Origin of the sequence: Acinetobacter sp. AR2-3 (assembly GCF_001878775.1) — a bacterium.
Classification (GTDB): domain Bacteria; phylum Pseudomonadota; class Gammaproteobacteria; order Pseudomonadales; family Moraxellaceae; genus Acinetobacter; species Acinetobacter lwoffii_D.
This window is the reverse complement of sequence record NZ_MJIQ01000037.1, coordinates 211,081-223,785: the sequence shown is the minus strand read 5'-3', so window position 1 is coordinate 223,785 and position 12,705 is coordinate 211,081. Positions and strand designations below refer to the sequence as shown.

10 protein-coding genes are annotated in these 12,705 nt (G+C 44.2%); 5 read left to right on the top strand and 5 right to left on the bottom strand.

Translation table 11 applies throughout. From position 1 onward, the window contains the following. Window positions 1-51 precede the first annotated feature (51 nt). Together BFN00_RS06665 and mutM are read right to left on the bottom strand one after the other, a co-directional pair. Window positions 52-336: a peptidylprolyl isomerase gene (locus tag BFN00_RS06665; protein WP_004281718.1), complete on the bottom strand. Its 285-nt coding sequence runs from the start codon at window positions 334-336 to the stop codon at window positions 52-54. Beyond that, on the bottom strand, window positions 333-1,193 hold the full coding sequence (mutM, locus tag BFN00_RS06660) for a bifunctional DNA-formamidopyrimidine glycosylase/DNA-(apurinic or apyrimidinic site) lyase (protein ID WP_004281719.1): 861 nt from the start codon (window positions 1,191-1,193) through the stop codon (window positions 333-335). The genes BFN00_RS06665 and mutM overlap by 4 nt, the downstream gene beginning before the upstream one ends. A 399-nt stretch (window positions 1,194-1,592) precedes the next feature. Here mutM and BFN00_RS06655 point away from each other — a divergent pair, with 399 nt between their 5' ends. From BFN00_RS06655 to BFN00_RS06645, 3 genes are all read left to right on the top strand, one after another. Further along, window positions 1,593-2,861, top strand: a complete 1,269-nt coding sequence (locus BFN00_RS06655; RefSeq protein WP_004732135.1) for a carbohydrate porin — start codon at window positions 1,593-1,595, stop codon at window positions 2,859-2,861. Window positions 2,862-2,953: 92 nt separating this feature from the next. Next, the gene (locus BFN00_RS06650; protein WP_004732133.1) at window positions 2,954-4,063 is read left to right on the top strand and encodes an NADH:flavin oxidoreductase/NADH oxidase; all 1,110 of its coding nucleotides are present in this window, start codon (window positions 2,954-2,956) and stop codon (window positions 4,061-4,063) included. Between the two features lie 60 nt (window positions 4,064-4,123). Beyond that, window positions 4,124-5,050 (top strand): AEC family transporter, encoded by a 927-nt coding sequence (locus BFN00_RS06645; protein WP_004732131.1) that lies wholly within the window; start codon window positions 4,124-4,126, stop codon window positions 5,048-5,050. Window positions 5,051-5,132: 82 nt separating this feature from the next. On the opposite strand, the gene BFN00_RS06640 is transcribed toward BFN00_RS06645, so the two are convergent. After that, window positions 5,133-5,930, bottom strand: coding sequence for a tetratricopeptide repeat protein (locus BFN00_RS06640; RefSeq protein WP_004732129.1), 798 nt, complete (start codon window positions 5,928-5,930; stop codon window positions 5,133-5,135). Window positions 5,931-6,193: 263 nt separating this feature from the next. On the opposite strand from BFN00_RS06640, the gene BFN00_RS06635 reads away from it, so the two are divergent. Beyond that, a complete protein-coding gene (locus BFN00_RS06635) occupies window positions 6,194-6,439 on the top strand; it encodes a hypothetical protein (protein ID WP_004645929.1) in 246 nt (81 codons plus the stop codon). A gap of 52 nt (window positions 6,440-6,491) precedes the next feature. Here the strand turns inward: BFN00_RS06635 and ygfZ are convergent, their stop codons facing one another. Next, window positions 6,492-7,217, bottom strand: coding sequence for a CAF17-like 4Fe-4S cluster assembly/insertion protein YgfZ (ygfZ, locus tag BFN00_RS06630; RefSeq protein ID WP_004732127.1), 726 nt, complete (start codon window positions 7,215-7,217; stop codon window positions 6,492-6,494). A 114-nt stretch (window positions 7,218-7,331) separates the two neighbouring features. Continuing rightward, entirely contained in the window at window positions 7,332-9,464 is a 2,133-nt protein-coding gene (locus BFN00_RS06625; protein WP_004732125.1) for a multicopper oxidase family protein, read from the bottom strand. A gap of 512 nt (window positions 9,465-9,976) precedes the next feature. Here BFN00_RS06625 and acnD point away from each other — a divergent pair. After that, window positions 9,977-12,595 (top strand): Fe/S-dependent 2-methylisocitrate dehydratase AcnD, encoded by a 2,619-nt coding sequence (gene acnD / locus BFN00_RS06620; protein ID WP_004732123.1) that lies wholly within the window; start codon window positions 9,977-9,979, stop codon window positions 12,593-12,595. Window positions 12,596-12,705: the final 110 nt, after the last annotated feature.

Here is a 12,705-nt window from a genome sequence, read left to right as displayed (position 1 = left end):
AGGGGGAACTCCTCCCTTTGACAAAGGGAGGTAAGGAGGGATTTATAAATATTAAAAATCCATCCGAAACTTGATTTCGACCAAATGAAAACCAAACTGGCTTTTGACCGGACCATGTAATACACGTTCAGCGGCAGTAAATACCAATTTATCAATCACTGGAACCAGCTGGCCTTTCTTCACTTCACCTAGCTCACCGCCACGTTTGGCAGAATTACAGGTTGAATATTGTTTGGCGATTTTATTGAAGTCGGCGCCACTTAAAATCTTCTTTTTAAGCTGTTCAGCAGTTTCTTTATCTTTAACCAGAATATGACGCACAATGGCTGTTTTCATGACTTTTTCCCTCGTACAGTTGCCACTTTTTTGACAGGGAGCTGGATCTTTTTCAAAGGTTGGCATTCAGGACAAAAAACAGAAGCCCGTTGTCCCAATTTGATATTTTCAAGCGTGGTCTCGCAGTTCACGCACATCTCACCGGCACGGCCATAAGCCAACAGGGTTTGCTGAAAATAGCCATTTTCGCCCATGGCATTGGTGTAGTCTCTTAAGGTTGAACCACCCAGATCAATTGCCTGTTTCAAGATACGCTTGATTTCCAGCACTAGCTTTTCAATCTGCACCAAGCTTAACGTCGAGGCCGGTTGTGCCGGATGAATCCCCAGATTAAACAGACTTTCAGTCGCATAAATATTGCCTACGCCCACCACTATATGGTTATCCATAATTGCAACTTTGGTGCCAACATTTTTATTCTTCAATTTTTCAAATAAATACTTGGCATTAAAGTTCTCGCTTAAAGGTTCTGGCCCCAACGTGTCAATCAATTTGCTTTGTGATTGTGCATCCAGCCAAAGAATGCAGCCAAAACGGCGAGGATCATGATAACGCAGTTCGATATCTTCAAACTGAATGATTAGATGGTCATGTTTGCGTAATTCTTCATTGCTCTCGCATAGACGGAAACTCCCCGACATGCCTAAATGCCAGAGCATGGTGTCGTGTTCAAACTCCGCCAGAATATATTTAGAACGGCGAGTGAGCTTCAGTAATTTTTGCCCCACCAGCTTTTCTATATTCTCCGGAATAGGCCAGCGCAAACTTGACTGACGTACTTCAACACGTTTTACGCGTTGCTCTAATAAAGGCAATAAACTGGTTTTGGTGGTTTCAACTTCTGGTAATTCAGGCATAACACATCAGTGGCGAGGGAGATGCAGCTAATATTGGGTGAATTGGCTGGGATTGCAAGCGTTAATCTGGGTGAAATCGCTGGAAAATGACTGGGTATTTCATATTTATTTAAGCTGTAATTGTTTAAAGAATAAACTGGGTTTCTATGTTTTTATAGCGAATTTTCTTAGAAGTAAATCGAATGGAAATTATCAATACATTATAAGCTGATGAAAAATATATAAATAATTTAAGATTTTTTAAATAAAAATTATATTTTTATGTTTAAGACATAACTAAAAGTTTAATGAGTAATAAAAAAAATGCTGGGAATTTGTATGAAAAGTTATGTAAATTCATGCACCTAATAGCAATTTAAAAACCTTGCTTGTTTTTCTCTCCGAATGTTTAGGTTTTACATGAAATATTTAGGTCTAGCTCTATTGCCTTTAATGGCTGCCATGACAACCGCTCAGGCGGAATCTGCATTTGATCCACAAGGTCAGTATTTACTGGGGGACTGGAATGGTCAACGTACAGAACTGGCCCAACAGGGAATTAAATTTGAAGCCAATCTGTTAACCGATACCGCCTATCTTGCTGATGGTGGTCGTAATGAGGGCGCAGATCCATTAACTTCTGCCCAATTATGGCTGGGTACTCAACTGGATATGGAAAAGCTGGCGGGATGGAATGGTGTCACTGTACGTGCCTTGATGAGTGCACGCCAGGGTCAAAGTACCTCTGTTCGTGACTTGCAGGATCCTAGTACGCCGCAACTGGCCAATGTACAAGGTACTTTTGGGCGTGGTAATCAGGATAGCCGTCTGAGCGAGCTGTCTATTGAAAAGAATTATAAAGACCAAGGACTCAGTATTAAGGCGGGTCGTCTTGGTCTGGGTATGGACTTTAATGTCATGGCTTGTGATTTTGCCAGTACGGCATTTTGTGCTGCACAGATGGGTAAATGGCAGGGCAATATCTGGATGAATACGCCTGTAGCACAATGGGGTGCGCGCGTGAAGCAGCAACTCAATCCTGAACTTGCGGTACAAGTCGGTGTGTATGAGTTTAATCCCGATAATGGTAATGGCGCTAAAGAAGGTCAGGGCTGGAGTCTGGATACCGACCATGCAGATGGTGTGACGATTCCGGCAGAAGTGATCTGGACACCGAAATCATTGGTGAATGGCTTGCCGGGCAGCTACCGGGTTGGCGGGATGTACAATACGGCCGATGATGTTGCCAACCAAAAAGATATTGCCAATCCTACTGATGCCAAAAACCGTACCTTTGCAGGCTGGTTAGCTGTAGAACAGCAGTTAACGTCTATAGGTCAGGGCCGTCAGGGTTTGCATTCATTTGCTAACTTTACCTGGCATGATCGCGATACTAACAAAGTGGATAATTCACAACAAATTGGTGTGAAATATATCGGTCTTTCGGACAGCCAGCCGAATGATATTTTAGGTCTGGCGGTCAATCGTGTGCATGTGAATGATCGCTTTGCTGATTCACGGCCAGCTTTCAATGCTGATGCAGAATACAATATTGAACTGAACTATAGCTATAACACAACAAAGTGGCTGATGCTGCGTCCAAACCTGCAATATGTCATTAATCCAGGTTCAAGCAACAATGTGGATGATGCACTGGTACTCGGTTTGACTACACGAATCATCTTCTAAAGTTTGATCGTTCACGTTATAACTAAACAGGCTCTTGGGAGCCTGTTTTTATTTCTAGAGTGAAACTGTGCAATAAAAAGAGGAAATACAGCGTGGCATTACTATTTCAACCTATTCAATTTGGATCACTGCAACTTCAAAATAAAATCGTAATTGCGCCGATGTGTCAGTACTCTGCAACAGAGCAAGGGGAAATTACCTATTGGCACGAGCAGCAATGGGCCAACTATGCCTTATCGGGTGCAGGTTTATGTATCGTCGAAGCGACTGCGGTACAGCCAGAAGGCCGGATCAGTTATGCCGATCTGGGTTTGTGGAATGACGAACAGGCGAAGCAGATCAAGACCTTACTGGAAAAAGTTAAATCCATTTCCCCGATGCCTTTTGCCATTCAGCTCGCACATGCCGGACGTAAAGCTTCAACAGATAAACCATGGGCAGGTAAAGGTCAGTTTAAGCCGAATGAAGCACATGGCTGGCAAACTGTTTCTGCCAGTGATATTCCTTTTCAGGCCGATGAACATCCACCTAAAGCCTTAAGCCAGTCGGAAATTGAGCAGGTCATTGCTGACTTTGCAAAAAGTGCCAAACGTGCAGTTGAGGCCGGTTTTGACCTGATTGAGCTGCATGCAGCGCATGGTTATTTACTGCATCAGTTCATGTCACCGCTTTCCAATAAACGTGATGATCAGTATGGCGGTTCACTGGAGAACCGGATTCGCCTGACTCTGGAAGTATTACAAGCCATGAAGGCGGCGGTTCCAGAAGGTTATCCGATTGGAGTGCGTATTTCGGCCAGCGACTGGATGGATCAGCCAGATAGCTGGACTATTGATTCTTCAATTGAATTGTCCAAAGCACTGGAAGCTGCGGGTGCTGCCTATATTCATATTTCCAGTGCCGGCTTACATGCCAAACAGAACATCGATGTGAAGCCGAATTATCAGGTGCCTTTTGCAGATGCGATCAAGAAAGTCGTGAGTATTCCCGTGATTGCTGTAGGTTTGATTACTGAAGCTAAGCAGGCAGAAGATATTTTACAAAAGGGTCAAGCTGATGCCATCGCCTTGGCTCGTGCCATTCTTTATGATCCACATTGGCCTTGGCATGCAGCGGCAGCACTTGAGGAAAAAATCAAGATTTCACCGCAATATCTGCGCTGTGCACCGCATGGTTTGAATCACCTGTTTGAGCCTTTTTAACACTGCTTTAGTCTCAGAAATTCTTATAATGGAATATCACTGGCAAGAGGATACTGCATTATGATTTTTGCGGTCATTGTGCCCATATTTTTATTATTGGCACTGGGTTATCTGACTGTAAAGAGTCAAGTGTTAAGCAAAGAGCAGGTGGGGACGGTCGGTGCTTTTGTCATTAAAGTGGCCTTGCCCTTGCTGTTCTTTCAGTCCCTTGCCTCCAAAGACCTGCATGAAATCTGGTATTTTGAATACTTTGCCGTGTATAGCAGTGTGACCTTGCTGCTCTATGGTAGCGGCTTCTGGATTATGCGCCGTCATTTTCAGAATACGCATTCGCAAAGTGCAGTGCTGTCGTTGGGCGCTGCAATGTCAAATACTGGATTGATTGGTACGGCTGTGCTCAGCTTATTGATCGGGCAACAGGCGATGACCTATACCTCTCTGGTGGTCATCATTGAAAGCGTGTTGCTGATTCCGCTGGTGCTGGTCATGGCTGCGCTGGGCACACAACATCAGGCAAATCTTGGCGCCATTTTGAAAAGTGTACTGCTGACCTTGCTGAAGAATCCCTTATTTATGGGGGTCATGCTCGGCATGGCCTGTGCGGTTTTCCAGATTAAAATTCCAGTCTATCTCGATCAGGTCTTCGCCTTGATTGGTCAGACGGCCTCACCATTGGCCTTGTTTGCCATTGGCGGCGGGATCGTAGGAATGAGTCTGAAATATGTCAATCTGCAAAGTTTCTATCTGGTATTTTCCAGCAATATCATGATGCCGTTATTGATGTATCTGGGACTGAGCCAGTTAACTGATTTAAGTCAGGAAATGGTCCATGCTGGTACGCTCATTGCAGCTTTGCCGATGCCGACGATTTTTGGCATGTTGGGACAGGCGTATGGTCTGAATGATCGAACTTTAACGCCATTGTTGATGAGTACCATTGCCGGTTTTATCGTGACCAGTGGCTTAATTGCCTTGTGGTGGGGATAATCTTTTAGAAGATGGATGCTCCACCACAAAAAAAGCCCCAAATTGCATGGGGCTTTTTTATGTTTGAGTTTTATCGGTTCACTTAACTTTTCTTCGCAGGTGCTTTTTTCTGCTCAGCCAGCATTTTATCTACTGCTGCCAAAGACTCTTTGGCCTGTGGAACATTTTGCTGCGCCAGTGCGGCAAAGATTTTCTTCGCTTCTGGCAGATTTTGCGGAACAATACTGCCATTGGCAAACATATTGCCCACTGCCATCAGCGCCGGAATATAACCTTTTTTGGCCAGTTCCTGAATGCTGCTTAGACCTTGCTGAATCGGTTTTTCATCTTTATTTTTGAAACCGCTGCTGATGTCATATAAGGCTTTGGCATGAATGGCCTGCATATTGCCTTTGCTGATCAACGGTTGTAGCTTTTGCAGTCCGGCTTTATTTGACGCTGCCGTATTTTCAGAAAACAGCAGTATGGCCAGATCAATGCTGGCATCATCAAACTTGGCTGCCGAAGCGCGTTCCAGATGCTGTTTGGCTTTGGTCAAATCCTGTTTGAGTCCGAGTGTGCCGGCCGCGTAATTTTTACCCAATACATAATTGGCCACCGGATAGCCTTTGCTGGCAGACTGCTCATAGAGCTGAATGGCTTTTTTCTCGTCCTTGGTTGTACCTTGGCCGGTTTGAGTCAAATAGCCTAAGTTATATAAAGCTTGGGCATTTCCCTGACTGGCCAATTGATTTAAAGCGTCATAGGCACCTTTAAAATTATTGGCTTTGACCATGGCCTCAACTTTTTGGAATTGGGGATCGACTTGATCTTTTACGGTATTTGCCAGAGCGAATTGCCCAGAAAGGGCAAGAACTGTAGCGAGTACTAATTTTTTCATGGTTCCTATAACCTTATTATTGCTGGCACCTTATTCCTTGGTGCGGTTTTAATCATTTTCACTTACATCATAAAAGGATTTTGTGCTTTGTAAATATACAATTTGTCACTAAATACAAATCATCGAAGCACAATACACCGATTAAATCGATGCATGATTCGGACAGATTTCTGATCAATCCTGCAGATATCAAAAGGATTACTTTGCTTCAGCCGACTTCTCTGTTTAAATCTCGGTTTGAATCAGACTCCCAGGATTTCACCATGTTTGTCAAAACCATTAAACGTCACTATGACAGAATCAATGCTGATGAATCGATTGCCGATGAAGACAAGATTGATGCGCTGCTGATGAAACTTGGTGCAGAGTTTTTGATGAGTCAGGAAGACCGGGTATATGTCTTTCAAAAAGGTGAACTCACGGCAAAGTTTGATGCCAAACATGCGCGAGCCTATCATTTCAAAGATTATGTGGTAAAAGACATGAATAAGCTGTTTCATGGTTTTTAAAACAAAAAAGCCAAGAATTTCATCTTGGCTTTTTTTATGTGCTAAGCACTCATTATTGCGGACGCGCCACATCACCACTTAAGGCTTCAGGAAGTTCCAGAACTTCTAGACCTAGCTCGGTCAATGCTTCAGGTTTTGCCACGACTAGCGCTTTATAACCATCCTCAATCGCGATGCTATTGACAATTTCAACATCATTACTCAATTTGGTCGCAACATCAGGCGCGGCACCTGTGCCTTGAACCAGATGTAACCAGTGTTTTGGCTTGGCTTTAAACCATAAACGCGCAATCACTTCCTGACCCAGGTAGCAACCCTTGTCGTAGTGAATGCCTTCGCGTTGATGCAAACGTAATTCTTGTGGTTGAAACAGGGTGGCAGTCGCAGCCTGAATCCAGGCCTGACCTGATTCAATGGCTTGCTGTTCCCACATCGTCACATCGGTTTCAGTCGTCACAAAGTCAGTATGAATCCCATTAATGACTGGATAAACTGGACCGACCAATTCCAGTTTCATTTTTGAGAAGGCACCAAATTTTTTAATATGATTGGCCAGTTCCGTGGACTGATCTTCAGTGCTCACGATTTCAAAGCTTTCCGGACTGATTTTTTTAAGCCATAAGCCAAATTGAATGCGGCCTTTCAGACTGCAGATTGCAGTATAGCGTGTCTGGTTTTCCGCCAAAGTTTCAGTATTCAAAGTCACCTGACCTTGAAGGAATTTTTGTGCATCTACACCATTCAGACTAAACAATGTAAAAGCAGGAGACGCTGCCATAATAAGCCCCGGTTTGAATACTATAAATCAATGCAGTTATTGTGCAGCAAGCATCAAATAGAGGCAAACAAAAAAGCCAACAATCGAAATCATTGGCTTTTAGCGAGCAGGTCTTTAGTGGTGATGGCTAGCCGGTAATGGCGAATCACAAGGGAATTTGCCTCCACAGACCCGTACGGTTTCCATCATGCCCTGATCTTCATGGTCGAGGATATGGCAGTGCTGTACGAAGTCACCTTCAAATTTCTTGTAATGGCTGCGCACAATATAGGTATAGTTTTGTTTTACAAAAAGCGTGTCCTTAAATTGTCCTTTCATGCCACGGTATTGCACATCATCCAGAACTGGATTCACCGGATCTTCTGGGGCTACTGACTCACTGACATCTTTACCTTGAGGATTCAAAATTTTAACAATCTGGAACGGGTTAACATGAATATGGAACGGATGACCACCAAAACCAGCGCTGGTCAGTTCCCATTCATCAGTCTGTCCAACTTGTAACTGACGGACATATTCGCCATCTACTGAACCATCTCCATCAAAGAAATCTCCAAAACTCAGTGTATCTCCATCTTTTTTATGCCGGAAGCCAAATTTGAATATGCCAGTTCTAGGGTCGGGGCCGAGCGAAAAAGCACTATATTGTTTTGGTCGGGCAGCAACTACTTTATCAATTTCCGGTGTCATCAGTGATGGATGATCACTAAACGCAGAAAGATTAAGCTGAGATAACTGGGTCTGAATGTCTTTGCTTAAACCAATTTTTTGTGCCCGATCTTTCAGGAACTGGGCAGCAGTCTGAGGCTTGGTCTTGGCTGCTTTTACATTGACCCATCCCAGCAGTTGGGCATTGAACCGATGATTTGGAGCAATTTGAGGACCTATATTCGGTAATGGCGCGTTAATTTCATCATCGATATTCAATTTGGTGTCAAAAATGCAGTATCTATTGGTGGTCGGAAAAGCAACCATTGCATCATGACGATAGCCTGGATGGAACACGGACAGGGTTCTGGTCTGTACATGATTCATGGTTAAGCCATCTTGCGCGATGGTATGCACATTCAGGCTATTCAGCTTGTCAAATTCAGCTTTCTTGTCTGCCTCCTGATAGGCTGAACAGGCTTTAATAGTTTGTTCTGCGCTAAACTTACTGGAGTTAGGAATTTCCTTAATGATTAAACCAATGGTATCGCGTACACCGCCATGAATCATGCGCCAGCGGTTAAATTGATTCTGTTCTGCTTTGATTTCACCTAAAATTTTACCATTGATAGAGGTGTAGTAGTTATTGTCGCCCCAAGAGGAAAATGCAGCGAGGTCATTATAATTTTCCAGCATGCCTATGCCTAAGCCTTCACAGTTATTGGGAACAGCGAATGTGACATTAGGATCGGGATTGCTACAGCGATATTGGATTTGCTGGAACAACAGAATGTTTTCGTTGGGGTAACTGTTTTTTTCTTTCCATAAAATATCCATATCTCCAGTTGAGGTGACTTTGCCATTTTTGACTTTTGGTGTTCTTGAACCTTCAACAATCAATGGGCCGGCCATGCCATTTGACACCTGAAGAGCAGTTGAGCCATGCAGATGGGCGTGGTACCAGTAAGTCCCTGCGGGATGATTCGGTTCCATTTTGAACTGATAATCAAATTTTTCCTGAGGTTTGAATTTCAAAAAGACATTATCGCTATTGCCTTGAGGACTGACCCAGAAGCCATGGGTATGTAGGTTGGTGGTATTAAAGCAATGTGGTTCATTTACATTCTCAACATGCGTTGGACAAGTTGTTTCTGACTCGGGTGGAAGCTGGTTATTCAGGTTAAGTGCCATGGTTTCACCCTGTTTGACCCGAATCTGTGGCCCGACCAATTGATCCTCAACATATTCACCAGTTTTTTTCTTATCAAATAAACCGGGTTTGGTTAAATAGCCTCTCAGCAGCACCTGATCCCATGAGCCGTTTCTGGGGTTATAGAGCTTGCTGGTTTTATAAGCCACGATCAGCTCATATTTGCCCTTGGCACTTTTTGGTAACAGGGGTGGGTTGCTAATCAAGCTGTCTGATGTTGTCGGAACGGGATGTGAGGGTTTGGGTGGAGGTATGGGGTGTGAGGGATGAGAAGGTTGGGACGGGTTAGATGGATTGGACGGTGGTGATGGATTTTTTGTTCCATCCCAACCGCGAGCTAAGAACGTCAAAATGGCGGCTATAGCTCCGAATATTGCGATTTTCAACATTTCAGTTCTGCCTGTTATGGTTATTGTTTTAATGTGAGGATTGCGAAGAATGTGACATGCGTCACACTGAGCTTCTGATAGTTTTAAAAAATCTGCTATCCCAAATTAGGGGATTGAAATTTTGCTAAATGCGGCGGCAGGACAGGCCTAGGAAAACCAGAGAGACTATATTTTTTTATCTTTGGGAAAATGCAAATAAAATTAATTATTTATTAATGATATTAGTGGTTTATATTAATAATAAAATAAAAATTTAGAGAAATATTTTGCAACATAAGACTAAAGAATAAGGCGAATTATTCAGATTTTTTTAGCAAAAGACCGCTTTAAAGCAAAAATTCTAAAGGCCAGATAACAAATTTATTAAAATAGACCGATTTCTATAATTAAACTATTGAAAATTATAAGATTTGGGAAATGGACTTTCGGCAGCGTACAATGCCTTGATTAAAAACAAGTCATCAATAAATTTTGATGTGCAAAAAAGAGTAATAAACGAGGGCAGGCAAGCTATGAACAACAACTACCGTAAACCGCTGCAATCCACCCAGCTGGAATATTATGACGTGCGTCAGGCCGTAGAAGATATTCAGCCAGGCGCATATGCCAAACTTCCTTATACCTCCAAAGTGCTTGCTGAGCAGCTGGTTCGTCGTTGTGATCCTGCCATTTTAGAACAGTCTTTGCGACAGCTGATTGAGCGTAAACAGGAACATGATTTTCCATGGTATCCGGCACGTGTGGTCTGTCACGACATCTTGGGACAAACGGCTTTGGTCGATCTTGCCGGCTTACGTGATGCAATTGCAGAACAGGGCGGTGACCCGGCTAAAGTCAATCCAGTGGTACCGACCCAGCTGATTGTCGATCATTCATTGGCAGTGGAATTTGGTGGTTTTGATCCGGATGCTTTTGAGAAAAACCGTGCCATTGAAGACCGTCGTAATGAAGACCGTTTTCATTTTATTGAATGGACCAAAACCGCGTTTGAAAATGTCGATGTGATTCCTGCCGGTAATGGCATCATGCACCAGATCAACCTGGAGAAAATGTCTCCGGTAATTCAAAACCGTGATGGCCTGGCATTCCCAGATACCTGTGTCGGTACAGATTCACATACCCCACATACTGATGCGCTTGGCGTGATCTCGATTGGTGTTGGTGGACTCGAAGCCGAAAACGTGATGCTGGGGCGTGCGTCTTGGATGCGTCTGCCAGATATTATTGGGGTGGAGTTTGTTGGTCAGCGTCAGCCGGGCATTACCGCAACCGATATTGTGCTCGCACTGACAGAATTCCTGCGTAAAGAACGTGTGGTCGGGGCATACTTAGAATTCTTCGGTGAAGGTGCAGACAGCATGTCAGTGGGTGATCGTGCCACGATTTCCAACATGACCCCTGAATATGGCGCAACGGCTGCGATGTTCTATATCGATCAGAACACGATTGATTATCTGACCTTGACCGGCCGTGAGCCTGAGCAAGTCAAACTGGTTGAAACTTATGCCAAAGAGATTGGTCTGTGGGCATCGGATATGACTCAGGCAGAATATCCACGTGTATTGCGTTTTGATCTTTCAACAGTAACCCGTAACATTGCTGGCCCATCCAATCCACATGCTCGTGTATCGACATCTGACTTAAAAGAAAAAGGCATTGCAGGCAATCTAGATGCTGCACGTGCGCAAGAAGCTGAAGGCTTAATGCCAGATGGCGCGGTGATTATCGCGGCGATTACGTCTTGTACCAATACCTCAAACCCGCGAAATACCGTGGCGGCAGGTTTGCTGGCGCGTAAGGCCAATGAACTCGGTTTAGTCCGTAAGCCTTGGGTGAAATCTTCTTTTGCACCGGGTTCTAAAGCGGCTGCTTTGTATTTGGAAGAAGCAGGCGTACTTAAAGATTTAGAAAAACTGGGCTTTGGTATCGTGGCCTATGCATGCACGACCTGTAACGGCATGTCGGGCGCATTAGATCCAAAGATTCAGCAGGAAATTATCGACCGTGATCTGTATGCAACAGCGGTGCTTTCGGGCAACCGTAACTTCGATGGGCGTATTCATCCATATGCGAAGCAGGCATTCTTGGCTTCACCGCCTTTAGTGGTGGCGTATGCAATTGCCGGTACGATTCGTTTTGACATCGAAAAAGATGCTTTAGGTACAGACAAAGACGGCAATCCGATTTATCTAAAAGATATCTGGCCATCGGATGAAGAAATTGATGCGCTGGTGAAAGTTGCTGTAAAACCAGAACAATTCAAAAAAATCTATATTCCGATGTTCGACTTGGGTGTGAATGAAAAAGCAACAAGTCCGTTGTATGACTGGCGTCCGCAAAGTACGTATATTCGCCGTCCGCCGTATTGGGAAGGGGCTTTGGCTGCACCGCGTACCTTGTCAAATATGCGTCCGCTGGCGATCTTGGGCGATAACATCACCACTGATCATTTATCACCATCGAATGCCATTGTGCTCGACAGTGCTTCAGGTGAATACCTGAAAAAAATGGGTGTGCCTGAGGAAGACTTTAACTCTTATGCAACGCATCGCGGTGATCACCTCACGACGCAACGTGCGACTTTTGCCAACCCGAAACTGTTTAATGAAATGGTGGTGCGTTCTGACGGCACGATCAAACAGGGTTCGAAAGCGCGTGTGGAGCCGGAAGGCGAAGTGATGCGGATGTGGGAAGCGATTGAAATCTACATGAACCGTAAACAGCCGTTGATCATTATTGCCGGTAAGGATTACGGTCAGGGTTCGAGTCGTGACTGGGCGGCGAAAGGTGTTCGTCTGGCAGGTGTTGAAGCGATTGTGGCAGAAGGTTTTGAGCGTATTCACCGTACCAATCTGGTCGGTATGGGGGTGTTGCCGCTTGAGTTTAAACCGGGTACAGATCGTAAGACTTTAGGTCTTGATGGTACTGAGCTGTATAGCGTGATTGGTAATATCGCGCCACGTTCGACTTTAACTTTAGTGATTGAGCGTTCAACCGATGATGGTAAGAACCAGATTATTGAAGTGCCTGTGACTTGCCGTTTAGATACTGAAGAAGAAGTGCATGTGTATGAAGCGGGTGGTGTATTGCAACGCTTTGCACAGGACTTTTTGGAAGGGAATGTGGCTTAATCTTTTTGTAAATCACCCCTAGCCCCTCTTTGAAAAAGAGGGGAACTCCCTCCTTTTTTAAAGGTGAGAAGTATTGCTTCGCAAGGGTAGATTAAAGTTGTTGATATTAT

Bases quoted from the DNA above. Each gene is read 5' to 3' on its own strand.
- BFN00_RS06665 (WP_004281718.1), bottom strand. From the start codon at position 336: ATGAAAACAGCCATTGTGCGTCATATTCTGGTTAAAGATAAAGAAACT.
- mutM (WP_004281719.1), bottom strand. From the start codon at position 1,193: ATGCCTGAATTACCAGAAGTTGAAACCACCAAAACCAGTTTATTGCCT.
- BFN00_RS06655 (WP_004732135.1), top strand. From the start codon at position 1,593: ATGAAATATTTAGGTCTAGCTCTATTGCCTTTAATGGCTGCCATGACA.
- BFN00_RS06645 (WP_004732131.1), top strand. From the start codon at position 4,124: ATGATTTTTGCGGTCATTGTGCCCATATTTTTATTATTGGCACTGGGT.
- BFN00_RS06640 (WP_004732129.1), bottom strand. From the start codon at position 5,930: ATGAAAAAATTAGTACTCGCTACAGTTCTTGCCCTTTCTGGGCAATTC.
- BFN00_RS06635 (WP_004645929.1), top strand. From the start codon at position 6,194: ATGTTTGTCAAAACCATTAAACGTCACTATGACAGAATCAATGCTGAT.
- ygfZ (WP_004732127.1), bottom strand. From the start codon at position 7,217: ATGGCAGCGTCTCCTGCTTTTACATTGTTTAGTCTGAATGGTGTAGAT.
- BFN00_RS06625 (WP_004732125.1), bottom strand. From the start codon at position 9,464: ATGTTGAAAATCGCAATATTCGGAGCTATAGCCGCCATTTTGACGTTC.
- acnD (WP_004732123.1), top strand. From the start codon at position 9,977: ATGAACAACAACTACCGTAAACCGCTGCAATCCACCCAGCTGGAATAT.